This is a genomic window from Streptomyces sp. NPDC058291 (assembly GCF_042880855.1).
Classification (GTDB): domain Bacteria; phylum Actinomycetota; class Actinomycetes; order Streptomycetales; family Streptomycetaceae; genus Streptomyces.
The window spans coordinates 148,090-172,868 of record NZ_JBHVYK010000003.1; the positions used below are offsets into that span (position 1 = coordinate 148,090).

Below are 24,779 nucleotides of genomic sequence, written 5' to 3' on the forward strand. Positions count from 1 at the left end.
CATCCCACGCAGTACCACCCGATCGGCCGAACGTTTCCGCACCGGGCATGCGCCGTTCCTCCGTTCGGCCCACTCTGAACAGGACAGCATCTGCCACTGCGTTCCCGTGATCACTGCTCCATCGGGAGGCGTCATGGTCCTGATAGCTCTGCTCCTGCCAGTGACGCTCCTGCTCATGCTTTTCGGGTTGGACGCCTTCGAGGACTATCTCTTCCCCCGCGACCAGCCGCCCCTCCACAGCGACCGCACCATCGCGCCGCAGGGAAACGGGCCAGAGGCCGATGCCTTCGAAGCACGCCACACCATCGATGTCGACGCGCCGCCCGCAGGTGAGGCCTCCGCCCCTGTCGAGAAGGAGAGTGCGGCGCCCTGACGCGGAAACCGCGCACGCGTCACGGCAGCCGGGTCACCGGCGACCACGACGAGGGCCCCGGACCCGGAAAGGTCCGGGGCCCTCGCGCGTCCCCTGCCCGAGGCTGTTCGATCCAGATCGGGCGGACGGGGTGTTCCGCTCCAGGCGGGCTTCCAGGGTGGCGGCGAAGTCCTCGGCGCGGGACAGCTGGACCCGCAGCTTCTCCACCTGCTCGGTGGCGGCCTGGTGGTAGGTCCGTACACGTTCGAGGAGGGCTTGGCGCTCGTCGGCGTCCAGACCCGTGTGACGGGATCAGTGGGCCAGCGCCCCCGGGCCGCAACCACCAGTCCCGCCCATCTCCCGGCGCAGCGGATGAGCCTTCACAGGATCTCCCGGTCACCTGGCGGACACAGATGGTTCACCACGCAGGCAAGGGTAACCCGGGAGACGGCTGTCACCGGCTCTGCACAGCGCCGGTTGCGGCGGCGCAGGGGCACCCATGCTGGAGGAGGAACCCCCGTGAACAGCGAATCGACCATTCCCTCGTGCGAGTCGCGTTTTCCGGCCGCGACGGCGAGCATCGCGGCCGCCCGGCACTGGGTGCGCGACTGCGTGGAGGGTTTCGGCGGCCCGCTGCGTCGGCATCCGATCAGCCAGACCGCCGAACTGCTCGTCTCCGAACTGATCACCAACGCCATCCGTCATGGCGCGGGCCCACCTCTGATCCGGCTCACCTGGAACGGCCGGCTGCTGCGCATCGCGGTCAGCGATGACAGCGAACGCTGGCCGCGCATGCGTGCCACCAAGAGCACCGAGCCCGGCGGCTTCGGCATGCAGCTCCTCGAACGGCTCGCCCACCGGTGGGGCGTCACCCCGTGCCACCCCGGCAAAACGGTATGGGTCGAACTCAGCCTCGCCCCCTGAACTCGCCCTGCCATCCAGGCGTGCCGGTGATGAGGCGAGCGCCCCGGCCGCCCGTCCACGGCCAGGGCGTCGTCATCCTGGCCGTCCCCTTCGGGGTGGCGGGGTAGCTGTCCGGCCTGTTCGGGTCGGTCCCCGCCGAGCCCGTGGTCATCGACACCTCCCACCACTACCCCCACCTCAGCGGGCGGATCGAGGCCGTGGACAACGGAGCGATCGAGAGCGTGGGGAACGCCGGGCAACTGGGACGGCCCGTGGCCAAGGCGTGGAACGCCGCGCTGGCCGAAACCCAGCGGACACGGGGCCGTTCCGGCCGGAACGCCCGGCCGCGTCGCGAGCCCCGTCGCCGGCGATTCCGAGGCGGCACGGCGTGTGGCCATGCAGCTCGTGGACGACCCAGGCTTCGACCCCTACGACGCCGGCGCCCTGGCCGACTCCTGGCGCCAGCAGCCGAACAGTTGACGTTCGGCTCCGTCACGGGCATACCCCTGCGGTCGACGGACGGGACCGTCCCGACCAGGAGAGGGCCGTCCGGGCCGCACCCGTGGGTTTACGCCCGGACGGTGTCGGTCGGCGTCGGTCGGTCAGACGCGGGCCCATTGCTGGTTGGCCGCGCCGCCACAGTCCCAGATCTGGACCTTGGCGCCGTTGGTCGTCGCGCCGCCGCTGACGTCGAGGCACTTACCGGAGCCGACGGCGGTGACGGTGCCGTCGGTGTTGAGTCGGAACTGCTGATTGGACTGGCCGTTGCAGTCCCAGATGTTCACGGCGGTGCCGTTGGCGGTGTCGCCGCCGACGACGTCCAGGCACTTGGCGCCGCCGTAGACGCGCAGCTCGCCCGCGCTGGTGCTGGTGAAGCGCTGGTTGGCCGCACCGTGGCAGTCCCAGATCTCGGCGAGCGTTCCGTTGGTCCGGGAGCCGCCGGTGACGTCCAGGCAGCGGCCGGATCCCTTGCCCTTCAGCGAGTAGGTGCTGTTGCCGGGCGGTGTGCCGCCGCCGGAGACGATGTACATCGCGGCGCCGTGGGCGGGGACGGAGGCGCTGATGGAGCCGCTGGTCGTGCTGGTGGTGTGCGCCCACAGGTCGCGTACCGAGTAACTGGACGCCGACCCGAGACCGATCTGCGCGGCGGAAGTGGAGACGGTGGCCGCGCCGCCGCCGCGGTTGAGAAGCACCACGGCGACCGAGCCGCCTGCCATCGGCTTGGTCCACACCTCGGTGTTGCCGTTGTCGACGAGGCGGTTGCCCTGGCGGCCGCCCCAGTCCTGGTTGACCCCGATGACCTCGGTGTTGGTCAGGATCGACTTGGTGGCGGCACTCATGGAGCGCAGGTCGTCGCCCGCGAGCAAAGGCGCGTTCAGCAGGGCCCACAGGCTGAAGTGGGCGCGGGACTCGGTGTCGGACAGGCCGTTCCCCACCTCCAGCATGTCCGGGTCGTTCCAGGCGCCGGGGCGGGACAGGCCCGCCCAGCCGGGCTGGGCGTCCAGGATGCCCATGACGGAGTTCCAGTTGGCCTGGATGTCGCCGGTGGTGCGCCAGGAGTTGCCGGTGGCGGGACCCCAGTTGCCGACTTGGTCGTTGCCCCAGTTGCAGATGGCGAACAGGATGGGGCGGCCGCTCCTGGCGAGAGCGTCGCGCATGGCGGTGTAGCGGTCCTGCCCGCTGCGGCCCTGGTGGTCACCGCAGTTGTCGTACTTGAGATAGTCGATGCCCCAGGACGCCCACAGGTTCGCGTCCCGCTGCTCGTTGCCGAGGCTGGCGGGGAAGCCGGCGCAGGTGGTCAGCCCGGCCGACGAGTAGATGCCGAGCTTCAGCCCTTTGCCGTGCACATAGTCGGCGACGGCCTTCATCCCGTCGGGGAATTTCACGGGGTCCGCGACCAGGTTGCCACCGGAGTCGCGATTCCGCGTCGACCAGCAGTCGTCGATGTTGACGTACTGGTAGCCGGCCGCGGCCATGCCGCTGGACACCATGGCGTCGGCGGTCTGCCGGATCAGACGGTCGCTCACATCGCAGCCGAAGCTGTTCCAGTCGTTCCAGCCCAACTGCGGCGTACGGGCGAGGCCGTTGTCGACGGCCAGGGCCTGGGGTGCGGATAAGAGAGCAAGAGGTACCGCGGCGGCGACCACAGCCGCACAGAGCACCGCGCGAACGAGTCTGAGCATGGTTTCTCCTTGGTCGGTCCTGCGTGTTCGAGGCGTCGAGCAGGGGCCCGGGACTCGGTCCCGTTGTGCGTCGGTGGCCGACGTCGTTCCCGACGGTGTTGCCGCCTGCGCTGACCGCCGGTCGAACCGGGCGGTCGGGGCCGAAGGGTCACCGCGTCAGCTCGGCAGCTGCGGGTGGCTCCTTTCGGCCTGCCGGGCACCCGGGCCCCACGGAAGCCCGGGCAGGCCGAAGTGCCGCACAGGCACAGGAACTTCAGTCACTTTCTGCCGTGCGGGAACTCGGCCGGCAGTCGGCCTTCCGGACACGGAAGCCGTTGGACGCGCAACCCGCTGGACCGGGCCCGCGATCCCGCGATCCTCGTGTTCCGGAAGTCGGGCGGACGCACCCTGTCGTAGGCGTCGCCCGAGGGGTCGAAGCCCGTCGACTGGTCGACCACGGCCACGGGGGAGCGGCTTGTGCTGGTCGCTCGGGGCCGGTCAGGGGGCGGTCAGCTCCTGAAGCGAGGCCCCATCGGTGCTCTCCGCGGTGCTGGCGTCATACCGAGGCGTGCGTCGGTCACGATGGCCTCCGATGCGTGGGGGTGCCGAGTGAACTGCCCCTGAAGGGGACGTGTTCCTTGACTCGGACGAGCACGGGAACGCTGCCAGGGAGCGTAGGAAGGCGCTGAACAGCCGTCAAGGATTCTGTCGGAACTTGGTGTTCGGCCATGCTCGAATTCGTGAGTTCCGCCGTGCGCGCGTGACTGCGTCCGCGGATCCGCACGCTGACCGGGGGTGGGCGGCGATCAGGGTCGCGGTGTCGGGCGCAGCGCACGCCACGGGGCGCGTGCCGTCTCGGGGCGAATGCCTCTGATACGCGGGTCTCGATGTCAAGCCACCGACCATGCTGAGAGACTCATGAGAACAAATGTGTCGAGGAGGCCGGCTGGGCCGATCTAGGGTCGGCGTCATGGTCTCCATGAAGCTCTTCGACTCCGAGCGTCGCGTCATCCAGGCTGCGGAACGGCTTGCTGCTGCCCTCGGGAGCGATCCGAACCACACCGTAGCCGCAGCGGCGATGGACACGGCCGGCAGGATCCATGAGGCGGTCAATGTCTACCACTTCACCGGCGGACCGTGCGCCGAGCTCGTCGTACTGGGTGTCGCCGCAGCAGCGGGAGCCGGCCCGCTCGTCACCATCGCTGCCGCGGGAGATCGGGGCCGCGGCCTGATCCCGCCATGCGGCCGCTGTCGCCAAGCGCTTCTCGATCTCCATCCCGACGTCTTCGTCGCCGTACCGACCGACGACGGGCCGACACTGCGCCCGATTCGGAAGCTCTTGCCGGACACCTACTTCTTCCCCGATGCGGATGCGCGTCGAATCGTTCGGTTCAACAAGCGCTACTACGAGGACATCGCCACCGCGCGGAAGACCTCCACCGTCCGTTATGAAGATCCGATCGCGCCGGGTCCCGCAATCTTCCTTTTCGAGGACGACGAGGCCCACCGCACGTTGAAAGGCACCGTCACCGGCGTCGAACGCCACCGGCTCGATCGCCTCACCGCCGAACAGGCTCGGCTCGATGGTTTCACGAGCATCGACCAGCTCAAGGAGGGCCTCCAGGGCCACTATCCCGGCCTGCCCTCTGATGCTGAAGTCGACTTTGTCACGTTTACGGTCGAAGGTCCGGACGCCGTGGAGTAATGCAGCGTAGATACTCCATGCCCGATGCGATCGCAGTGCGGACGCCTTGCGACCCCATGCACGGCCGCGGCCCCGGCCACCTGCCTTCCCGGACCTGTCCGGCGGCCGGTGCCTGTGTCGTCTTCCGAGGTACGCGCGTCAGGCCGGGGGCGGCGCGGTCGATCCGCGTGGGGTCAGGGCCGGGGTCGGCACCTGGTGGGACTCGACCTCCTCCCCGGCCAGGACCGCGAAGAGCGTGCGTGCGACCTCGGCGCCGAAGCCGTGGACGTCGTGGCTCATGGCCGACAGGGTCGGGTGCGTGAGCCGGCACAGCTGGGAGTCGTCCCAGGCCAGCAGTGACAGATCGTGAGGTACCGACAGGCCCATCTCGGCCGCGACCGCGGCTCCCGCCACGGCCATGATGTCGTTGTCGTACAGGATCGCGGTCGGTCGCCGGGCGGACAACAGCAGGGCTCTGGTCGCGCGGGCGCCCTCCTCGCCCGCGAAACCGGTGGCGATCTGCTGGGCCTCCTCCAGGCCGAGCTCGGCCATCGTCGACTCGAACGAGGCGGACCGGATGCCGCTGTGGCCGAGGGAGAGCGGGCCGCCCACGCGGGCGATCCGGCGGTGTCCGAGCGCCGCCAGGTAGCGGACGGCCTGGGCGACGGCGGTGGCGTCGTCGGTCCACACGGAAACGAGGCCGCCGGTCAGCGAGGGGTGTCCGACGGCCACCGCCGGCAGCCCGAGGTCCTTGAGGGCCGGGACGCGGGCGTCGTCCTCGTGGAAGTCCACGAGGATGGAGCCGGCCACCTGCCGGCCTCGCCACCACCTTGCCTGCAGCGCCGTCTCCTCGTCGAGGTCACGGACCAGACGCAGCAGCAGCGAGCAGGAGTGCTCGGTGAGCACGCTCTCGATCCCGGAGATGAACTCCATGTAGAACGGTTCGAGCCCGAGAAGGCGCGCCGGACGGCAGATCGCGAGGCCCACGGCGTCCACCCGCCGGTTCGACAGGCTGCGCGCGGACAGGTCCGGCTCCCAGCCCAGTTCCCGCGCGGCGGCGAAGATGCGCTCGCGTGTCGCCTCGGATAGACCTGGCCGCTGGTTGAAGGCGAGCGAGACGGCGCCCTTGGACACGCCGGCCCGGGCGGCGACGTCCTTGATGGTGATCCGGGCCGGTGGGGCGCTCACGACCCCTCCACGCAGAAGATCGCTTCCCGCACCCGCTGAGCCGACACGCCGGACACGCCGCTGACCGTGATCCGGGCCCGCTCGCCGGGCAGGAGAGTGAGGAGGCCGCGGTCGGCTGCGGCGTCCGGGCCGAGCCTGTCGGCCTGGAGCAGCAGGTCTCGTACCAGTGTGTGCGCTGTCACCACGACGTCGACCCTATCCCCGGCGGCGGTGACGGGCTGCACCGCCACCTCGAAGCGCGGCTCGGGGTAGTCGGTGTCCTTGTCGCGGGCGGGGAAGTGGAAGGCGCGCAGGCCGTCCGCCTCGGCGAGCAGGTACTCCTTGGGAGAGGAGGGGGTGGGCAGCAGGTCGTCCGGGACGGCGAGCCGGGTCACGCTTCTCGTGTCGGCGCGGACGGGGAGGCGGGTCTGCGCCAGCGTCGCGCCGTCGGTGGTCAGGCGTCGAAGGAGGATCTCGGCGCTCCAGCCGTCGGCGGACTGGTTGACCAGGGCCACGCTCAGGCCGTCGCCTTCGGGCTGGACGGTCAGCAGGCGGTCGGCGTAGACACGACGCAGCTCGTGGTAGAGCGGCTTGAGCCGTCCGTCCCCGTCGATCGCCGCCCAGGAGCTGACCGGCCAGCAGTCGTTGAGCTGCCAGACGATCGTGCCCGCGCACCGCGGCCAGTGGGATCGCCAGTGCTCGATTCCGGCGGCCACCGCGCGCGCCTGGACGACTTGGGTGAGGTAGTGCCAGCGGTCGAAGTCGCCGTCGGGCAGCGTGAAGTGGTGGGCGACGCCGCGGTTGAGCTTGCCGTTGCCGTCCTCGGCCTTTTGGTGGTGCAGCATGCCGGGGGAGTCGGGGGCCAGTTCCTCGTCGGGCAGCGCGCGGCGCAGCGTCGAGACGGCGGGGGGCGCCTGCCAGCCGAACTCCGCGACGAAGCGCGGCACACTCGCCCGGTACCCGCTGTAGTCGAGGCGGTTCCACACCTCCCAGGAGTGGTGGGTGCCGTGCGCCGGGTCGTTCGGGTGGTGGTCCCAGGAGCCGGACCAGGGGCTGCCGGCGCTGTAGGGCCGGGTGGGGTCCAGTTCGGCCACGATCCGGGGGAGCAGGCCGAGGTAGTAGCCCTCCCCCCAGGAGTCGCCCGCCAGCTCGGGCTCCCAGCCCCAGTCCCGGAAGCCCCACAGGTTCTCGTTGTTGCCGTTCCACAGGACCAGGGAGGGGTGCGGCATGAGCCGTACGACGTTCTCGCGGGCCTCCGCCTCCACCTCGTCGCGCAGCGGTTGCTCCTCGGAGTAGGCCGCGCAGGCGAACAGGAAGTCCTGCCACACCATCAGTCCCAGCTCGTCGCAGGCGTCGTAGAAGGCGTCGCTCTCGTAGAGGCCGCCGCCCCAGACGCGTACGAGGTCGATGTTGGCCGCCGCGGCCTGTTCGAGGCGGCGCCGGCAGGACTCGGAGGTGACGCGGGACGGCAGGACGTCGTCGGGGATCCAGTTGACGCCCCGCGCGAAGATCCGGACGCCGTTGACCACGAAGGTGAAGCCCGTGCCGTGCTCGTCCTCGGACCGGTCCAGGCGGACTGTGCGGAAGCCGATCCGGCGGCGCCAGGCGTCGAGCGGCACGGGCTCCGAGGTCTCGTCGGTGGCGTCCAGAAGCAGCAACTCAACGTCGTGCAGCGGTTGTTGGCCGTATCCGCGTGGCCACCACAGCTCGGGGCGGGGTACGTCCAGGACGGCGGTTCCCCGGTCGCCGTCCAGGACGGCGGTCGCTTCCACGCCGGCCACCGTGGCCCGAGCCGTCAGGATGCGGTCCGCGCCGGACTCGGTGCGCTCCACCTCGATGTGCAGTTCCACCCGGCCGGCGCCGTCCGTGACCGTCACCAGGGGCCGGACCCGGGCCAGGCGGGCGGTGGACCAGTTCTCCAGCCGGACCGGCTTCCAGATGCCGGCGGTCACGACCGTGGGCCCCCAGTCCCAGCCGAAGCTGCAGGCCATCTTGCGGATGTACTGGGAGGGTTCGGGATAGACGTTGGGCCGCTCACCGACGAGTTCGCTCACCGCTGCGGCCTCGGTGTAGGCGGAGGCGAACCGCACGCTGAGTTCACCGCCTCGTCCGGTGACGTCGAAGCGGTAGGAGCGGTGCATGTTGCGCGTGCGCCCGAGGACGTCGCCGTCCAGGGCGATCTCGGCCGCGGTGTCCAGCCCGTCGAAGACCAGATCGGTGCGCTCGTGCGCGGAAGTCCCCGGGTGCAGGGGGCGGGTGTAGGTCCAGGCGCGGCGGCCGACCCAGGCCACCTCGTGCTCGTTCGTGCCGAGGAACGGGTCGGGGATCAGTCCGGCGGCGAGCAGGTCGGTGTGGACGCATCCCGGGACCTGAGCGGGCAGCGGCGACCCGTCGTGGTGCAGGCTCCAGCCCTCGGGAAGAGGGGTGACGTCCTTCATGTGCGGCTCCCATCGAAGCGACTCCGGGCCTGTCGGTGATCGGCCGAGCACAAAGTAGCGGGTAGTTCTGGCCGCTGTCCATAAACCGGTTCAGCTCCAGAAAGGAGGGCACTGCATCCGGGAAGTTGCCCTAGTGCACCGCTCTTGTCCTGGACTGATGGGCCTCCGGGTAACGATTCCGCATCGCAGGCGGACGGGAAGCTGTACCGGTTTATCTGGGACTGCCATAGTGCCGTCGTTCCCACTCGCAGTCCGGAGCCGTAACCCTGAAGGGAGTTGGGCACATGGGGAAGAAGTCGCTTTCTGGCGTGCTGATCACCGCCGCGATGCTGGCCGTCGCGGGGTGCAGCGGTGGAGCCGGGACGACGGGCGAGACCGCGAACGCTCCTGCTGATCCGGGGAAGGTGTCCGGCGAGATCAAGGTCCTCACGCACCGGACCGACCTGGTGCAGAACGGCACGATGGCCAAGTACGCGGCCGAGTTCAACAAGGTCTACCCCAAGGTGAAGGTCAAGTTCGAGGCCATCACCGACTACGAGGGCGAAGTCAAGATCCGTATGAACACCGACCAGTACGGTGACGTCCTGATGATCCCGAACGCCATAGCCAAGGACGACTACCCGAAGTTCTTCGCCTCCCTGGGAAGTGAGACGCAGCTCGGCGCGAAGTACCGGTTCATCGACAAGAGCGCGGTCGGCGGCAAGGTCTACGGTGTGGCCACCGTCGGCAACGCGAACGGATTCGTCTACAACAAGGCCGTCTGGAAGAAGGCCGGCGTCACCGACTGGCCCACCACGCCCGACCGGTTCCTCGAGGACCTCAGGGAGATCAAGGCCAAGACCGACGCGGTGCCCTACTACACGAACTTCAAGGACGCCTGGCCGCTGACCTCTCCCTGGACCGGCATCCTCGGATCCGTCTCCTGCGACGCGCAGGCCAGCAACAAACTCGTCACCGCCGACCCATGGGCCAAGGGCAGCGACCTGAGCGTCGCCGACACCCTCCTGTACGACGTCGTCCACGCCAAGCTGTCGGAGAAGGACCCGAGCACCACCAACTGGGAGGCGTCCAAGGGCATGATCGCCAAGGGCGACATCGCGACGATGCTGCTCGGCTCATGGGCGATCACGCAGATGCAGGACGCCGCCGAAAAGGCCGGCGCCGACCCGGACGACATCGGCTTCATGCCGTTCCCCGCCCAGGTCGGCGGGAAGTTCTGCTCCGTCGTCTCGGCCGACTACCTGCAGGCGGTGAGCATCCACTCCGACCACAAGGCGGCCGCTCGCGCATGGGTCGACTGGTTCACCGACAAGTCCGGCTTCGCGCAGAACGAGGGCTCCGTGCCGACGCTGAAGGCCAGTGCCCTGCCGTCGACGCTGAAGCCGTACACCGACGCCGGAGTCAAGCTCGTCGAGGTGTCGCAGAGCAGGACGGGCCAGGTCAACGCCATCGACAAGGCCGCCGAGATCGGCCTCAACACGCCTGACTACCGGCAGAAGCTGATCGACATGGCCCGCGGAGCGCAGAAGGGCGACCTCGACGACTACCTGAGGGACCTCGGCAAGCGGTGGAACGAGGCGGCGAAGACCGCCGGCTCCTGACCGGTGCAGCAACGGGCCACCGCCGACGGCACATTCGGCGGCGGCCCGGTCCTCTTCGCCGCCTCGCGCCGACCCGCACCAGAAAGGCCGTCATGACGGACACGACGAGCAAAGTCTCCCGACGCGGTCCACGACCCGCCGCCCGGGTGTCGCGCACCCCGGCCGGCGGCGCTCCCGGCCGTGGCGCAGCCCCGCGTTCCCGGCGAACGCACCCCCTGCGGCGGCTGACGCCCTGGCTGTTCCTCGCCGGCCCGCTGATCCTGCTGATCACGTTCACCTACGTCCCCGTGGGCAACATGATCTTCTACAGTTTCACCGACTGGGACGGCGTGAGTCCGGACCGGCGGATGGTCGGTCTTGACAACTACCAACAGATCTTCACGCGGCCCGAGCTGTTCCGCGTGTTCTTCGTGAGCTTCTACTACCTGGCCGCCTCGTTCGTGCAGATCACGATCGCCCTCTACTTCGCCACGGTGCTCAGCTTCGACCTGCGGCTGCGCAACCTCTTCAAGGGCATCCTCTTCTTTCCCTACCTGATCAACGGAGTGGCGATCGGCTTCGTCTTCCTCTACTTCTTCCAGGACGGCGGCACGCTGGACTCCGTGCTGTCCTGGTTCGGGGCGGGCGGCGGCCACGCCTGGCTGGGCAGCCCCGAGTCGGCGAACACCTCCCTGGCGGGCGTGTCGGTGTGGCGCTTCACGGGCCTGAACTTCGTCCTCTTCCTCGGCGCCATCCAGTCGATCCCGGCAGAGCTGTACGAAGCCGCGCAACTCGACGGCGCCACCCGCCGCCAGCAGTTCCGGCACATCATCGCGCCCAGCATCAGGCCCGTGCTCAGCCTCAGCGTCATCCTCGCGGTCTCTGGCTCGCTCGCCGTCTTCGAGATCCCCTGGATCATGACGGGCGGCGCGACCGGCACCCAGACCTTCGTCATCCAGACCATCAAACTGGCGTTCCAGTTCAACAAGACGGGCCTCGCGTCCGCCGCCGCCGTCGTACTCCTCCTGATCATCGTGCTGATCACCTGGGTCCAGCGCCGATTGGTGCCCGACGAGAGGACGGACCTCGTATGACCATCCCCGCACCGCCCACCGCCCGGCGCCCGTGGATCGGCAGCGCACTCGTCTACCTGTCCCTGGTCGTCGCGTCCCTCGTCGTGCTGCTGCCTCTGGGCGTCGTCTTCCTCACGTCTCTGAAGACGTCCAGGGAGATGACCGAGACGGGCGCGCTCTCTCTCCCGCACGACTTCCTCAACTTCGACAACTACGTGACCGCCTTCCAGGACGGCCACATGCTCACCGCCTTCGGCAACACGGCATTCATCCTGCTGTTCTCCATCAGCGGCACGGTGATCATCGGCTCGCTCACGGCCTACGCCATCGACCGGTTCGAGTTCCGCCTGAAGAAGCTCGTCGTCGCCCTCTTCCTCATCGCCACCCTCGTCCCCGGGGTGACCACGCAGGTCGCCACCTTCCAGGTCGTCAACAGCTTCGGGCTGTTCGACACGCGGTGGGCGCCGATCCTGCTGTACATGGGGACCGACATCGTCTCCGTCTACATCTTCCTGCAGTTCATGCGCGGCATCCCCGTGTCCCTGGACGAGGCGGCGCGCCTGGACGGCGCCAACGCCTTCACCATCTACTGGCGGATCATCTTCCCCCTGCTCAAGCCGGCCATCGCCACCGTGGTGATCATCAAGGGCATCACGGTCTACAACGACTTCTACATCCCCTTCCTCTACATGCCCTCGGAGGAGCTGGGGACCATCTCCACCGCGCTGTTCCGCTTCAAGGGGCCTTTCGGCGCGCACTGGGAGAACATCTCCGCGGGAGCGGTGCTGGTCATCGTGCCGACGCTGGCCGCCTTCCTCTTCCTCCAGCGGTACATCTACAACGGTTTCGCCCGGGGTGCGACGAAGTGACGGACCCCGGGCGGTGCGGTGCCGGCCAACCGGTGAGCGTCCAGGCCGAAGTGAGGCCCCTCGGCGGCGAAGGGGGCCGGCCGGGTCGCCGGGGCGTTCCCGTGGACGGCGACCTCACGGGCGGCGTACGAGCCGCTGCCGTCGAGGCGGCACGCCGAGGGCTCGCGCGCGCATCGCTGCAGCGCCGCGCTGTCGCGGGGAGGGACCCGAGGGCCGCCGCAACGTTCGCGGACAGGTCGGCCACCGGGTCCAGCACCAACCGGTGACCGGCCCACGGGGCGAACTCCTCCCGCAGACGGCGCACCGCCTCCCACGTCGGCTCAGGGAAGCCCTCGATCCCCCGGGACCGGTTACCCGACCCCCTGTGCGAGCCTTCCGCGCCGGAGGGGCGTGGCCGAACTCTTCGCGGAACCGTGGCGGGCCCGTTCGCCCCAGGGGTCGGGCCGGCCCGGTCGACGAGGTGGCTAACGCGCCACACGGTGGCGGAGGTAGACGACTTTCGAGCCGAAGGTCCGGGTCTCGACGAGTTCGAGATCCACCCGCTGTTCGCGCCGGGGGAAGAACGGGATCCCACCGCCGACCAGCACCGGGTAGACCCTGGCCCGGTACTCGTCGATCAGACCTGACGCGGCCGCCTCGGCGGCGAGAGTCGCGCCGCCGATCGCGATGTTGCCGTCCCCCGGTTCGGATCGCAACCGCTCGATCTCCTCCGTGAGACTGCCGGTGGCCAGACGGGCATTGCCCTGTACCGTCGACAGCGTGGTGGAGAACACCACCTTGGGGAGTTGCTTCCAGACGGCGGCGAACTCGGACGTCGAGAAGCCGAGCGACGGATCCTGCTCGGCGGTCTCCCAGTACAGCATGCTCTCGTACAGCCGTCGCCCCAACAGATGGACGCCCGCCTCGCGCACCTCGTCGGTGGCGAAGCGAAAGAGCTCCTCGTCGGGCGGTGTCCAGTCGAAGCCGCCGTCCGGCCCGACGATGTAGCCGTCGAGCGAGACGCTCATCGAATAGGTCACGCTGCGCATCAGCAGTCCTCCTCGGATAACGGGTTCGACAGTACGACTGCCGGAGGCGGCAGGACTCATCGCGCCCCTGAGCCGCTCCGGGGCACCGTGTGCGGGGCCTGGGGCCCTGCACGCGGACCGCGGGTGCACTCAGTCCTCACCCAGTCGGGCCCACGAGGCGCAGCCAGCGGTATTGACAGGCACCACTGAAGGCGGATGGTGAACCGGCCATCGGGCATTTCGCGCAGCCGGCCGCGGCCGGCCAGTCTGACCGGCTTCCCGCGTAACGGCTCCAGCTTGGCCCGCACGCTGACGCCCACTCCCAACACTTCGCCGACCTGTCGGGCCATAACCGGTCCGGCGGCCTGTCGCACCACGGCAAGGATGCGCTGACAGTCCGGTGGGAGCGCGGCGTCCTCCATGGCCGGTGTGCGGTGTGGGACCAGCATCACCGCCTGCCCGCCCACCTGCCCGAGCGTCGGCGAGGCCGAGGCGCGCTCGTCGGCGAGCTGATCGCTCATCCGCTCAAGCACCCTCTCGGCGACGGCGAGTGTTCGAGCCGCAACGGAGGATCACCGGCGGTACTTGAGAAGATCGCCGCCCCGGGAAGGGGACGGGGCGGAACGCGCCTGTCCGCTCGGCCAAGGACGACGCGACGACGGCATCGGTGATGCGTCGTAAACTGATCGGTTTTGATTCCGTCATGGGCGAGTTAACCTCACGGTATGACCAGCGAGGCGAAGGCGAGTCCCCGACAGCGACTGCTGGAGGCGGCGGCCAGAGTCAGCCACCAATACGGCGTCGGCGTCGGCGTCGACACGCTGTGCAGGGCGGCGGGGGTGTCGAAGCGTTCGATGTACCAGCTGTTCGAGAGCAAGGGCGACCTGTTGGCGGCGAGCCTGGAGCGGCAAGCCGATTCCTACGTGGCCCAGCTCCTGCCCATGGTTGACGACGGGCGTTCACCCCGCGAGCGCATCCTGCACGTCTTCGGCCGGCTGGAGGAGGAGGCGGGTGAACCCGACTTCCAGGGCTGTCGTTACCTGGCTGCTCAGATCGAACTGAAAGAGCAGAGCCACCCCGCGAGCCGAATGGCCCGCCGGGTCAAGGGAAATCTCACAGCCTTCTTCCGTGCCGAGGCCGAACAGGGCGGGGCGAGCGACTCCGATCTGCTGGCCCGGCAGCTCAGCCTGGTCTTCGACGGCGCCAGTGCCCGTGCGGGGGTCGGAGCGGACAGGCTGACAGGGCTCGTCACGCCCACGGTGACCACCCTGCTCGACGCGGCAGGCATGCGCAGGCGCTGACGTATGCCTTCCCGAGCGCGGGCGCCATGGCCATGCCCTCCCCGCGCTCGATGGCCCACACCCCCGACTCCCGGCAACCGGAGGGGGCTTGAGGGCCGCGAGGGCGATGAGAGCACACGGCGTGTCAGGAAGTCCGTCGCCTCGTTGACGTCGGCACCCAAACGACCGGTGCATGCTGTGTCCAGAGCCTCATGCATCCGGACCGAATCGCTTCCGGGTGACATCGACACGCTTGGCGGTCGGGCGTGCCGCGGCTGACGCCGGACCACAGCGAGCGCACCAGGACCTCGCCGTCGGCCGGCTGTGCGATCGCTGGTCGCCGACTCCTTCGAGAGCGCGCCCCCGGTGACGCTGCTGGCGGTGAAGGTGCCGTAGTAGGCCTTGAGCGCAACGCGGCGACCGGCGTGCGATGACCCTCGCGCCGCATTCCTGTGTGCTGCGCTGCGGAGATGCCCACCTCGCCCTTGCGGAGGGAAACCGATCGGTTTATGATGATGGAAACCGGTCGGTTTACCTCTGAGGTCAAAGGATGGGACGCGCTGAACATCCCTCCGGACGGGCCGTACCCGGATCACCTGTCCGCAGCAGTTCACACAAAGGGAAGCCGAAGAGATGCCAAGCACAGGGCCGCACCCCACGATTCACCTCCCGGGTGTCACCAGCCACACCCTCCAGCCGCGCAAAGGGCACCGCAGCGGTGAGGGAACGCTCCGCTACCTCAGAGCGGGCGCCGGTGCTCCCGTCGTTCTGCTGCACACCGTGCGCACGCAGGCAGAGCACTTCCGCTCCCTCATCCCCCTGATCTCGGACCACTACACGGTGTACGCCCTCGATCTGCCGGGGATGGGCTATTCCGAGATCGTGCCCGGTGCGTCGTACGACGAGCCGGCGATGCGCGCGGGCGTCAAGCGGTTCCTCACCGAGCTCGACCTCCACGACGTGACGCTGGCCGGAGAGTCCATGGGAGCGGTGCTCGCCCTGACCACCGCGGCCGATCTGCCGCAGCGGGTACGGCGCGTGGTCGCGGTGAACACCTACGACTTCCCGGGCGGGATCGCCCGGTCCAGTCTCCTCGCCCGTGTGGTGGTCAGCGGTGTTCTCGCCCCAGGGGTGGGGCCGGTGATCGCCGGGGTGGAGCCCAGAGCCGCCCTTCGCAGGATCCTGCGGGGCGGGCTGGGGGACAAGACCGCTTTGCGGACGGACTACCTGGACGAGCTGCTTCAGGTGGGCGGACGTCCCGGCTACCCGACCGTTGCCAGGGCCGTGTACCAGAGTCTGCCCAGCCTCATCGCGGCCCGCTCGCGCTACCCAGAGGTCAAGGCCCCCGTCCACCTCATCTACGGGGAGAAGGACTGGTCCCGCCTCTCAGATCGGGAAGCCGACCGGCAGCTGCTGCCTGCCGCCGCTTTCACTCAGGTGCCGGGAGCAGGCCACTTCATCGCCCTGGAACGGCCCGACGTGCTGGCCGACCTGTTGAACGCGGTGGCGTGAGCGCCCGATGCCCAGGCACGCAATCGACATCAGATGACCTGGATCGAGACCGAGACCGAGACCGAGACCGAGACCGAGACCGAGACCCAGACCGAGACCGAGACCGAGACCCAGACCGAGACCGAGACCCAGACCGAGACCGAGTGCGAGTGCGACGTTCCGACTCGGCACGCTCGGTGTCCGGCAGGGCGGGACGGGTTCCCCACCCCACTGGAATACCAGTGCACAGAGGCCCGGGAGGATGACACAGTCACTGCCGTGACCTTGATGAACCTGCTCGTCGACTTCGCGCGAACCGGCTGCATCGGCCCTCTTCGCTGCGGAATGCCCCTGACCGAAGCCGAGGACCTTCTCGGCCCGGGACGCCCGCACCCCGCCATTCGCCTGAAGGGGCCGGACATCGACGGCTACCCGTACGCCTGGGACGGACTCGAGTTGGCCGTCACCCAGCGGGCGGTCAGCGGCATCTGGATCAACCTTTGGCCCGGTTCGACCGCCAAGCTTCCCTCTCTCGTCCTGCCCGAATCGGAGTCGTTCGAGGCCACTGTGCTCCGTGAGGAACTGGTCACGGCCCTGGACGCCGCAGGTTGCGAGCACTTCGTCAACGACACCCTCACGTTCGGAAGGCAGTCCAGCATCCGCACCCGGCCCGCCGACGTCTGCGCGGTCTTCAGTCTCCCGGGCCGGGACAACCGTGTGTCTCACCGAGACCGTCACTACCTCAGCGTGATGCACAAGCGCGCGGCTTGACATGGCTGCAGGGCAGCAGGGCGGTGATGCCCGTCAGCGATTCCACAGAATGATCGGGTTGACGTGCCCTTCCACGACACCCATCTCCAGGGCAGGATCAAAACCGCGATGACGGCGTCTCTATCGTCGATGTCTGCGAAGAGCGTAGGGAGGCTGGGTCGAGCGGGTGGGGAAACCCTGTGGCCCGCGCCGTCTCGCGCGGTCAGAATGGCTGGATGCGCCGTCTCGTCGTCATTGACGCTCCGTCCAATCTCGGCCTCCGGCCGCCGACCGAGGGCAGCGTCCCCGGGTGCTACAAGCTGGCGGGCGCGCTGCGGGAGCAGCGGCTGGTGCAGCGGCTCGGGGCGTACGAAGGCGGAGTCGTCGTTCCGCCCCGCTACGATCGCGGCGACTGGCGGGAGGGCGACGGCGTGTTCAACGCCGAGGCGATCGCCACGTACACCTGCCAGCTCGCCGACCGCATCGAGCACCACGTCCGGGCAGGGGACTTCCCGGTCGTCCTGGGCGGGGACTGTTCCATCCAGCTGGGCGCCTCGCTCGCGCTTCGCCGCATCGGACGGTACGGACTCGCCGTCATCGACGGGTCCGCGGACTTCCGCCACCCCGGCAACTCCGACCGCATCGGTGCCGCGGGCGGCGAAGAGCTGGCCATCGCCACCGGCCGCGGCCAGGCGGACCTGACCAACCTCGAAGGGCTACAGCCGTATGTGAGGGACGAGGATGTACGTGTCTTCGGCATCCGGGACTACGACGGAGAGCGGGCCGAGCTCACCGCATTGAAGATCATGAACGCGACGGTCGGGGAGATCCGCGAGTGGGGCGTCGAGGAGTTGGCGGGCGCGGTTCTGCAGACTCTCGAAGTGCCCGTGACCGAGGGATTCTGGGTGCATCTGGACGCGGACGTGTTGGACCCGTCGGTCATGCCCGCCGTCGACAGTCCCGACCCCGACGGCCTCCTGCCCGACGAACTCGCCGCGCTGCTACACACCTTGGTGCAGTCGGAACGCTGCGTAGGCGTCAACCTCACCATCTACGACCCCGACCTCGACCCCGACGGCTCCGGTGCGGCTCTCCTCGCCGACCTCCTCGAGATGGCCTTCACTCAACCCTGACCAGACCATGCAGGGCAGCCCCTCGCGGAAGCAGGAGCCTGGCGCGATGGAAGGTGTGGAGTTGCGAGACGTCACATTCGTCAACGGATCGGTGAGGCTGGCGGGTTCATTAGTGGTGCCGCAGCGCGCCGGGTCGGCCTGTCCGGGTGTGGTGCTGGTCGGCGGGTCCGGTCCGACCGACCGGGACAACGGCACGTTCTTCCCTCCGCTGCGCCGGCACTTGGTTGACGCCGGGATCGCTGTGCTTTCCTACGACAAGCGAGGCGTCGGCGAATCATCCGGCGACTGGCGCGCCGCCACCCTGACCGATCTGGCGACCGACGCGGTCGCGGCACTCGGCTTTCTTCGGTCTCAACCCGAGGTGCGGTCCGGCACTGTGGGGCTTTTCGGTCACAGTGAGGGTGGCTGGGTGGTTCTTCGCGCGGCGACAGCACGGGAGGACATGCCTTGGGTCATCACCAACAGCTGCCCCGGAACGAGCCCAGCGGTGCAGGAACGCTACGCCCTGGCCCGCCACCTGCGGGAGATCCGTATGGACAGCCAGTGCGACATCGATCGCACTCTGGACCTGTACGACGGGCTCATCGAGGCAGGCCGACGTGACGCAGACTTCGCGACGGCGGTGCAACTCGTGGAAGACGCCGGCAGACCACCGGGGCTGGCGTTCTACTGGGGCGACGTCGATGACCGCCTCTGGGGATTCCTCAAACGCAAACAGGACCACGATCCGACCGGCGATCTTCTCGGACTACGCTGCCCGCACCTGGCGTTTTTCGGCAGCGAAGATCGATTGGTTCCGGTCGCCGACAGCCTCCGCGTCTTCGGCGCATCCGTGTGCCATGCGGCGCGCCCCCGTCGCGCGACGCTGACGGTGGAGGTTCTGCCGGGAGCGGATCATCGTTTGCAGCTGCCGAACGCCACTGAGCCGGCGCCGGGATACCTTGACAAGCTGACACGTTGGATTCGCCGGAACTGACCTCGGCGCGACCACGGTTCGAGCCGCCATACAGACGAACCTGCCGAGGCGGCTGCGTCCCTGCCCGCGTCGCCCATGCCGCATGGACAACTCCGTCGGCGGAGGGACGGAGGGACGGAGGGACGGGGGGACGGAGGGGCGGAGGTCGCCGGGGAGCGGGCGGTGCCGAGCGTGGGGTTCGGTGGCCGGTGGATCGGTCACATAGCGGGGCCCGGGCCAGTGCGGGCCGGACCAGGCCGGGGAGCCTCGGCTGGCCTGTCAGGGGCAGGTGATGACCTGGCCGGCCCAGGACAGGCCTCCGCCGAAGCCGAACAGCAGCACGGGGGCGCCGGCGGGGACCTCGCCTCCCTCGACGAGCTTGGAGAGCGCGAGCGGGACAGAGGCGGCGGAGGTGTCGCCGGAATCGACGACGTCCCGGGCGATCACGATGTCATCGCGCAACTCGAGGCGTCGGGTCAGTGCCTCGATGATCCGCAGATCGGCCTGGTGGGTGCCGAGTGCGGCGAGGTCGGTGGTGGCGATGCCGGCACGGTGGCAGGCGTCCTCGGCGATGGCGGGCAGTTCGCTGGTGGCCCAGCGGAAGACCGCCTGGCCTTCCTGGGCGAACTTGGGCTGCCAGGCGTTCTGCAGTCGCACCGCGTTCCCCCGAGTCGGGTCTGAGTCCTGGGCGACGGCCAGGTGTCCGCGGCCGTCGCCCGGCTGAAGGAGGCCGGATCGGTCCAGACGGCGCCCGATCCCGCCGACCGGCGGAGGGTGTTGGTACGCCAGGCTGCCGAGGTGTCCGAGCGCGTGGCGCAGGTCCGAGCCACAGGCATCGAGGAGGCGCTCGCCGCGGCAGTCGGATCCGACGACCCTCAGCGTCTGAGGGAGGTCCACGAAGCGCTGGAGGTGCTCGCCCGCAACCTCATGTCGACGGTTCGGGAGCCGCGCCCGTAACGGGGTGTGGCCGGTCGCGACACCGCCCGCCGCTGACGAGCAGCAGGCCGGCGATTCGATCAGGTGTGGATCTGCAGTACCCCTGGCGCTGATGCCCCTGAGCGTACTGGCGGCGAGCCCGTGACGCAGGCGCCGTCGGAGTCGCGGGCACTGGGTGATGACCAGACTCGCCCGGGTGCTGGAGCTGGGCCAGGACATTTCCGACACCGACGCTTCCCCGGCGCGGCGCTGCGGTCCACACTGGAGGCAGCACTACTTCCCACCGGAGGCCGTCATGCTCCTCGTCGGCGTTATCTTGCTGGTAGTCGGCTTCGTCACCGGCATATCGATCCTGTGGACGATCGGGATCATCCTCGCGGTCATCGGCGCCATCCTGTGGATCATGGGTTCCATGGGACACGCGGTCGCCGGCCGTCGGCATTACTGGTGACGCTGCCCAGCAGGCGGGCCGGCACCCGTCAGGCGGGCATGTTGACGCACGCGCCTGCGGCGTCTGGAGGGACAGACGTCCGTACGGCGCGTCGTGCCCCGCCGCGGCGAACGCCAGAGCAGTCCCGTACGGTCAGGCGGCAGTCCAGTCGCGCAGTTGCCGGGCGATCCGGGCGATGCCGAGCGCTCCCGCAGCCGTGTCGCTTACCAGCGCGACGGCAGCCTTGGGCGGGTAGTCGAGGGTGTGTGCGTTGAGGGCGAGGTAGGCCTCGGTGGCGTGCCAGGCGAAGGCCTCGTTCGAGTGTTCCAGGCACGGCAGCTTCGCCAGGGTGTGCAGCAGGGCGGCGGCCCTGAGGTGAAGCGAGCCGTAGATGTCCCGCTCCATCGCCCGGGCGTTGACCCGGGCGACGGCCGCATACAGCGGTCCGTAGTCGTCTACCGGGGGATCACCGTCGAGCAGTTCGGCGGCGTGCAGGAGGAACGTGACGTCGAGGGGATGGCGAGGTTCCAGCTCGCTCACGCGGCGTGGCCCCGCTCCTGCTGCTCAAGCTCCCGCAGCGCCTCCTGCTCCACCGCCCGCTGGTCCGCGCTGACGTCGATGCTGCTGGGCTCGGCCGCGAAAGCCGCGCCGCTGCGCGCCATGGACGCTGTGAAGCCCTCCAGGAACCGCTGCTCGACCGCGGTCGCCCGGTCGTAGGCGGCCGAGAGGATGTACTCCTGCATGCTGACCCCAGCCTGCTTGGCGGCCGCCGCGATGGCCGCCCGCTGCCCGGGGTCGGGGAAGCGTAGATTCATCGCTTTGGCGTCCGACATGGTACCCACGGTACCAGTGGTACCGTCCGGACGCCATCGCAGGCAACGTCCGCTTCCCTGGGTCGCGTAGTGGGTCTCATCGGCTATCTGCTGAGACCGGGCTCCGCGTCGGTGGTGCGGAGCCCGGCATCGGTGGTGCGGCCGGCGTCGCCCTCATCGCCGGCCCTCGAACGACTCGGCGATGCGCGGTGGCCTGTCGGTCGTCACACCTCCTCGTCGGGCCATCCGAGGAGCCGGGCGCCGATCACCGCGGTCTGCAGGGTGTAGCGGTGAACTGGATCACCGGGGTCGGCGCCGGTGATCTTGTGGATGCGCTCCAGGCGGTAGGTGAGGGCGCGCACGCTCAGGTTCAGCCGCCGGGCCGCCTCGGCGGCGACGCAGCCGGAGTCGAAGTACGCCGTCAGAGTCTCGATGAGGGGCTGGGCGCCGCCTCGTGCGCTCAGCAGCGGGCCGAGGGTGTTGCCGACGAGGTCGGCCATGGCCTGGCGATCGCGGGTCAGGACCGGGTAGACGAGGAGGTCGACGGCGCGCAGCACCGGCTCGCGGATCTGGAGCCGGTGTGCCAGGTCGAGGGCGTTGAGCGCCTCTTCGTAGGAGTGGACGACTCCTCCTGCACCGGGGTGCGGGCGTCCGATGGCGACCTGGCAGCCCTCGGTGGCCGTGGAGGCCTGCTTGGCGAAGAAGTCCAGCACGTCGTCCTGGTCTCCGGGCGCGATGCAGATCAGTCGGCCGTCCTTGGTCGTGAGCAGAATGCGTCGCTCGCCGAACCGTGCGACCACGGCGCTCTCCACCTGCCGGGCGGCCGAGTCGGTCTCCTCGACCGGCTTGCGGCCCTGGGCGACGGCGACGGCGTGGGCGCGCGAGAGCAGCAAGCCGAAGCGTTCCGCCCGTTCGGACAATCGACCCAGGTCGCTGCGCCCGTAGAGCAGGTCGTCGATGAACTCCCGCCGCACCGCCTTGTCCTGACGCGCGGCCAGCAGTTGCGCCCGTTCGTGCCCTTCGGCGAAGGCGTCGAGTGCCTGCTCGACGGCGGCGAGCGCGCGATCACCCGCCGCTGCGGAGAGGACGGGCCAGTGGTCACGGGCGACGGCAAGGTGTCGATGGACGACGGCTCGCAGGCCGAAGCCGGCTTCGGCGGCGCGCTCCCCACGGGTTCGCAGAGATTCCAACTCGTCGCGGGTGAGTCGGCGACCGGTCGCACACACCTCTGTCAGTAACTGGACATATCCTTCCAGATACTCGTCGGGCACTTCCCGCCCCGTCACACATCCTCCTGTGTTCTTGACGCCTTGCCGACCATGTCTGACGCACACCGCACAAGACTCGCAGATCAGGGCTGGGGGAGGGGTTCGGCGCCAAAGGGGGCCCAGGCGGCACAGGCCACGGTGAGACTCGTGGGAGTCGCCTGTGGGACAGGTGGCGCTGGATGTCCAGAGAGCAATGCTCAAGGCCCTTGACGCGGACTCGGGGTGGACACGAGGGCCATGCGTTCCCGGGTGATCGATTGATGGCCTCGATTGCTCGTGCCCCCGGGCTCCTCGACCGCTGGGTGAGCGCGATCCGAGCGCGATAAGCCCTGCTGGTGGAGGGGGAGGTCGGTATTGGGCGGTGGCGTCGGCGCGGGTGGCCCGGTGGCGAATCCACGGGGGTGCGCCACGAGCCCGACCGCGGTCGTCATGTGGCTATGTCGGTTCCAGTCGCTCCGCTCGACGTACAGTTTTGCGATGTGCACGGGGTCCCCTTCGGTGATCCAGGGCGGCGGTTCCTGCACCGCGGCGCGACCAGCCATGGGCGTGGTCGAAGACACCTGAAACTCTCCGCGGCAGGGACGGCGTCTCGCTGACGCGACGATGGCGTCGCTCACCGGCCGTGGGGCCGGGGGCCATGTAACCGCCGCCCTGGCGTGAGAAGTTGACCGCCTGCGTGGAGCCCGGCCATGTGTGAGTACGGCAATGACGACCGACGAGAACTGCTCGCATCCGGCAATGACATCGGCGGCCGAAGCAGCGAGGATCTTCGTATTGACCGCAAGACCACGGAGGCACCTGCCATGAGGCCCATCAGACAGCACCGCGCCGCCCTGCTCGTCACGGCCACCGCGCTGACTCCGGCCCTGCTCTTCGCGGGACCGGCGTTCGCCGCAGGTACGACGGCCACCGTCTCGGGGACGACCGCGACGGCGTCGACGACGGCCGATACGCCGGTGGACGAGATGTCCGAGGACGACCTTCGCGTCGCGATCGCGCGCATCCTGGCTGACAAGGACTCCGGTAGGCGTGTCACCCGCGAAGCCGGCCAGGCCCTCGACGGCTCGGTGGAGGATATGCGCGCCTTCCTCAAGACCGGTTACCGCCTCGCGCAGGCTGAGGACGACGGCGTCGCGATCGCGCGTATCCTGGCCGACAAGAACTCGGGTAAGGCGGTGCTGCGGGAGGCCGGCAAGGCTCTCGACATCGGTACCCCGGAGGCTTTGCGGGCCTTCCTGGAGACGGGCTACCGCCTGGCCCGGGCCGAGGACGACCGCGTCGCCGTCTTCCGTATCCTGGCCGACCCGACCATCAGCGCGGCCCTCCGGTCTGCGGCGCAGCAGGTCGTGGACGGAACGCCCGAGCAACTGCGGTACTTCCTGGAGGTCGGCCGGTACGAGGTGGACCGCTAGAGTCGGCCGCGAAGGTGGACTCGTTCGTCGACGATCACGTCCTGTGGGACGGGGGGATCTGACGAACGGCCAGTGGGCCCGGCTTGAGCCTCTCCTGTCTCGGGGCATCGCGCCGGGGCGTGCGCAGGTGTGGACGCGGCGGCAGCTCATGGACGGTATGCGGTCGCCGGACCGAATGGGAGGGACGGGACCAGTGGCCGTGGCGGCGATGTGCCTGAGCGTCATGGATCTTGGGACCGGGGCCCAGCGGCACGCGCTCGAGTGCGGGATCAACCGCCTCCATCGCCAACGGGCCGTCGCCACCCATGACGACGAACTCGCCGTCCTGGGTCACAGCGGGCCATAGTGGTTCCGGGGTTCTTGGGTGAACCGGCCGGGCCGAGCGGCTGTCGTCTCCCCTGCCCCGCGAACACCCACAAGGATGCCGTCCGTGAGACGACGCCCACCGCGACGCCTGCCTCAGGCGTAGGCGTAGGAGGCGGACGAATACTCCGAGTACTCTCCGCCCCCTTCCCCTTTCGTCATGACCACGACGCGATCACAGCGCGCACAGCGGACGGGGCGGCCGCCGTCACGGCCTCGCACGGTGATCCAGGCGCCGTCACGGCCGGTGAGCACCTCGCGGAGCCGGGCGAGGTCGTGCTGCCCGTCGTCGACCGCCGTCTTGGCGAAGTCGAGAAAGGTGATGACGCGCTCGCAGTGCGAGCACTGCGCATCGATCACCTTCAAAGGCCCCCCGATGGCTTCTTCGGACACCTCGAGGTGTTCGGCCAGCTCCTGCGTCTCGCCCTCGTCCATGGTCCTCAAGCGCGGTGAGGTGTCGAGCGGGAGTCTCGCCAGGACATCCGGCGCCACGGGATAGGTCCTGGTAGCTTCCGGCCTATGGGCGAGCAACTGCAGCGCCTCCTCGTACGTGAGCATCACGCCACCGTTTCTCTCATCGGTCAGGACAACCACTCCCTTCAGCAAGCCAGACCTGGGAACGGTCGGCAAACCTGGCAAGGCAGCCGTGTTACAGCCGCCCCCGACCAGCCCCTCCCACCTCCAGCGAGCTTCATCGCCGGGGAGCGGCTGGGG

At 69.2% G+C, this 24,779-nt stretch carries 22 protein-coding genes and 2 pseudogenes; 14 read left to right on the forward strand and 10 right to left on the reverse strand.

Features of this window, described 5'->3' with window-relative positions; genetic code table 11:
- Window positions 1–133: 133 nt before the first annotated feature.
- A complete protein-coding gene (locus tag ACFVYK_RS02875; RefSeq protein WP_389767771.1) occupies window positions 134–373 on the forward strand; it encodes a hypothetical protein in 240 nt (79 codons plus the stop codon).
- Between the two features lie 33 nt (window positions 374–406).
- On the opposite strand, the pseudogene ACFVYK_RS02880 reads toward ACFVYK_RS02875, so the two are convergent.
- Window positions 407–649: pseudogene (locus ACFVYK_RS02880) on the reverse strand (hypothetical protein); the annotation flags it as partial.
- A 222-nt stretch (window positions 650–871) separates the two neighbouring features.
- On the opposite strand from ACFVYK_RS02880, the gene ACFVYK_RS02885 reads away from it, so the two are divergent.
- Window positions 872–1,276 carry an ATP-binding protein gene (locus ACFVYK_RS02885; RefSeq protein ID WP_389767773.1) on the forward strand — a complete coding sequence of 135 codons (405 nt, stop codon included), beginning with the start codon at window positions 872–874 and terminating at the stop codon, window positions 1,274–1,276.
- Window positions 1,277–1,857: 581 nt separating this feature from the next.
- Here ACFVYK_RS02885 and ACFVYK_RS02890 read toward each other — a convergent pair.
- On the reverse strand, window positions 1,858–3,438 hold the full coding sequence (locus ACFVYK_RS02890) for a ricin-type beta-trefoil lectin domain protein (RefSeq protein ID WP_389767775.1): 1,581 nt from the start codon (window positions 3,436–3,438) through the stop codon (window positions 1,858–1,860).
- Window positions 3,439–4,387: 949 nt separating this feature from the next.
- Between ACFVYK_RS02890 and ACFVYK_RS02895 the strand changes: the two genes are divergently transcribed.
- Complete coding sequence (locus tag ACFVYK_RS02895; protein ID WP_389767777.1) at window positions 4,388–5,122, forward strand: ASCH domain-containing protein; 735 nt, start codon at window positions 4,388–4,390, stop codon at window positions 5,120–5,122.
- 138 nt (window positions 5,123–5,260) lie between these two features.
- Here the strand turns inward: ACFVYK_RS02895 and ACFVYK_RS02900 are convergent, their stop codons facing one another.
- Window positions 5,261–6,289 (reverse strand): LacI family DNA-binding transcriptional regulator, encoded by a 1,029-nt coding sequence (locus tag ACFVYK_RS02900; protein ID WP_389767779.1) that lies wholly within the window; start codon window positions 6,287–6,289, stop codon window positions 5,261–5,263.
- Window positions 6,286–8,706: a glycoside hydrolase family 2 protein gene (locus tag ACFVYK_RS02905; RefSeq protein WP_389767781.1), complete on the reverse strand. Its 2,421-nt coding sequence runs from the start codon at window positions 8,704–8,706 to the stop codon at window positions 6,286–6,288. The genes ACFVYK_RS02900 and ACFVYK_RS02905 overlap by 4 nt, the downstream gene beginning before the upstream one ends.
- 284 nt (window positions 8,707–8,990) lie before the next feature.
- Here ACFVYK_RS02905 and ACFVYK_RS02910 point away from each other — a divergent pair, with 284 nt between their 5' ends.
- The 3 genes from ACFVYK_RS02910 (at window position 8,991) to ACFVYK_RS02920 (ending at window position 12,228) form a co-directional block, all read left to right on the forward strand.
- Complete coding sequence (locus ACFVYK_RS02910; protein WP_389767783.1) at window positions 8,991–10,307, forward strand: ABC transporter substrate-binding protein; 1,317 nt, start codon at window positions 8,991–8,993, stop codon at window positions 10,305–10,307.
- Between the two features lie 92 nt (window positions 10,308–10,399).
- Window positions 10,400–11,380, forward strand: a complete 981-nt coding sequence (locus ACFVYK_RS02915) for a carbohydrate ABC transporter permease (protein WP_389767785.1) — start codon at window positions 10,400–10,402, stop codon at window positions 11,378–11,380.
- On the forward strand, window positions 11,377–12,228 hold the full coding sequence (locus tag ACFVYK_RS02920; protein WP_389767787.1) for a carbohydrate ABC transporter permease: 852 nt from the start codon (window positions 11,377–11,379) through the stop codon (window positions 12,226–12,228). The genes ACFVYK_RS02915 and ACFVYK_RS02920 overlap by 4 nt, the downstream gene beginning before the upstream one ends.
- Before the next feature lie 464 nt (window positions 12,229–12,692).
- Here ACFVYK_RS02920 and ACFVYK_RS02925 read toward each other — a convergent pair whose 3' ends face one another.
- Window positions 12,693–13,256 carry a dihydrofolate reductase family protein gene (locus ACFVYK_RS02925; protein ID WP_389767789.1) on the reverse strand — a complete coding sequence of 188 codons (564 nt, stop codon included), beginning with the start codon at window positions 13,254–13,256 and terminating at the stop codon, window positions 12,693–12,695.
- A gap of 704 nt (window positions 13,257–13,960) precedes the next feature.
- Between ACFVYK_RS02925 and ACFVYK_RS02930 the strand changes: the two genes are divergently transcribed.
- The 5 genes from ACFVYK_RS02930 to ACFVYK_RS02950 all read left to right on the forward strand — a co-directional run bounded on the left by ACFVYK_RS02930 (window position 13,961) and on the right by ACFVYK_RS02950 (window position 18,865).
- On the forward strand, window positions 13,961–14,536 hold the full coding sequence (locus ACFVYK_RS02930; protein WP_389767791.1) for a TetR/AcrR family transcriptional regulator: 576 nt from the start codon (window positions 13,961–13,963) through the stop codon (window positions 14,534–14,536).
- A gap of 612 nt (window positions 14,537–15,148) precedes the next feature.
- Window positions 15,149–16,027: an alpha/beta fold hydrolase gene (locus ACFVYK_RS02935; protein WP_389767793.1), complete on the forward strand. Its 879-nt coding sequence runs from the start codon at window positions 15,149–15,151 to the stop codon at window positions 16,025–16,027.
- Between the two features lie 258 nt (window positions 16,028–16,285).
- Window positions 16,286–16,777: a hypothetical protein gene (locus ACFVYK_RS02940; RefSeq protein ID WP_389767795.1), complete on the forward strand. Its 492-nt coding sequence runs from the start codon at window positions 16,286–16,288 to the stop codon at window positions 16,775–16,777.
- A gap of 215 nt (window positions 16,778–16,992) precedes the next feature.
- Window positions 16,993–17,889 carry an arginase family protein gene (locus tag ACFVYK_RS02945; protein WP_389767797.1) on the forward strand — a complete coding sequence of 299 codons (897 nt, stop codon included), beginning with the start codon at window positions 16,993–16,995 and terminating at the stop codon, window positions 17,887–17,889.
- A gap of 46 nt (window positions 17,890–17,935) precedes the next feature.
- Complete coding sequence (locus tag ACFVYK_RS02950; RefSeq protein ID WP_389767799.1) at window positions 17,936–18,865, forward strand: alpha/beta hydrolase family protein; 930 nt, start codon at window positions 17,936–17,938, stop codon at window positions 18,863–18,865.
- 258 nt (window positions 18,866–19,123) lie between these two features.
- On the opposite strand, the pseudogene ACFVYK_RS02955 reads toward ACFVYK_RS02950, so the two are convergent.
- A pseudogene (locus tag ACFVYK_RS02955) lies at window positions 19,124–19,564 on the reverse strand (3-oxoacyl-[acyl-carrier-protein] synthase III C-terminal domain-containing protein); the annotation flags it as partial.
- Window positions 19,565–19,642: 78 nt separating this feature from the next.
- Here ACFVYK_RS02955 and ACFVYK_RS02960 point away from each other — a divergent pair.
- Window positions 19,643–19,801, forward strand: a complete 159-nt coding sequence (locus ACFVYK_RS02960; protein WP_389767840.1) for a hypothetical protein — start codon at window positions 19,643–19,645, stop codon at window positions 19,799–19,801.
- 274 nt (window positions 19,802–20,075) lie between these two features.
- Entirely contained in the window at window positions 20,076–20,231 is a 156-nt protein-coding gene (locus tag ACFVYK_RS02965) for a DUF6131 family protein (RefSeq protein WP_389767836.1), read from the forward strand.
- 132 nt (window positions 20,232–20,363) lie between these two features.
- Here ACFVYK_RS02965 and ACFVYK_RS02970 read toward each other — a convergent pair whose 3' ends face one another.
- The 3 genes from ACFVYK_RS02970 to ACFVYK_RS02980 form a co-directional block, all read right to left on the reverse strand.
- On the reverse strand, window positions 20,364–20,750 hold the full coding sequence (locus tag ACFVYK_RS02970) for a fic family toxin-antitoxin system, toxin component (protein WP_389767801.1): 387 nt from the start codon (window positions 20,748–20,750) through the stop codon (window positions 20,364–20,366).
- On the reverse strand, window positions 20,747–21,043 hold the full coding sequence (locus ACFVYK_RS02975) for a hypothetical protein (protein ID WP_389767803.1): 297 nt from the start codon (window positions 21,041–21,043) through the stop codon (window positions 20,747–20,749). The genes ACFVYK_RS02970 and ACFVYK_RS02975 overlap by 4 nt, the downstream gene beginning before the upstream one ends.
- Before the next feature lie 203 nt (window positions 21,044–21,246).
- Window positions 21,247–22,308 (reverse strand): PucR family transcriptional regulator, encoded by a 1,062-nt coding sequence (locus tag ACFVYK_RS02980; protein WP_389767805.1) that lies wholly within the window; start codon window positions 22,306–22,308, stop codon window positions 21,247–21,249.
- 794 nt (window positions 22,309–23,102) lie between these two features.
- Here ACFVYK_RS02980 and ACFVYK_RS02985 point away from each other — a divergent pair.
- Window positions 23,103–23,702, forward strand: a complete 600-nt coding sequence (locus ACFVYK_RS02985) for an ALF repeat-containing protein (protein ID WP_389767838.1) — start codon at window positions 23,103–23,105, stop codon at window positions 23,700–23,702.
- Between the two features lie 459 nt (window positions 23,703–24,161).
- On the opposite strand, the gene ACFVYK_RS02990 is transcribed toward ACFVYK_RS02985, so the two are convergent.
- The gene (locus tag ACFVYK_RS02990; protein ID WP_389767806.1) at window positions 24,162–24,623 is read right to left on the reverse strand and encodes a hypothetical protein; all 462 of its coding nucleotides are present in this window, start codon (window positions 24,621–24,623) and stop codon (window positions 24,162–24,164) included.
- Window positions 24,624–24,779 lie beyond the last annotated feature (156 nt).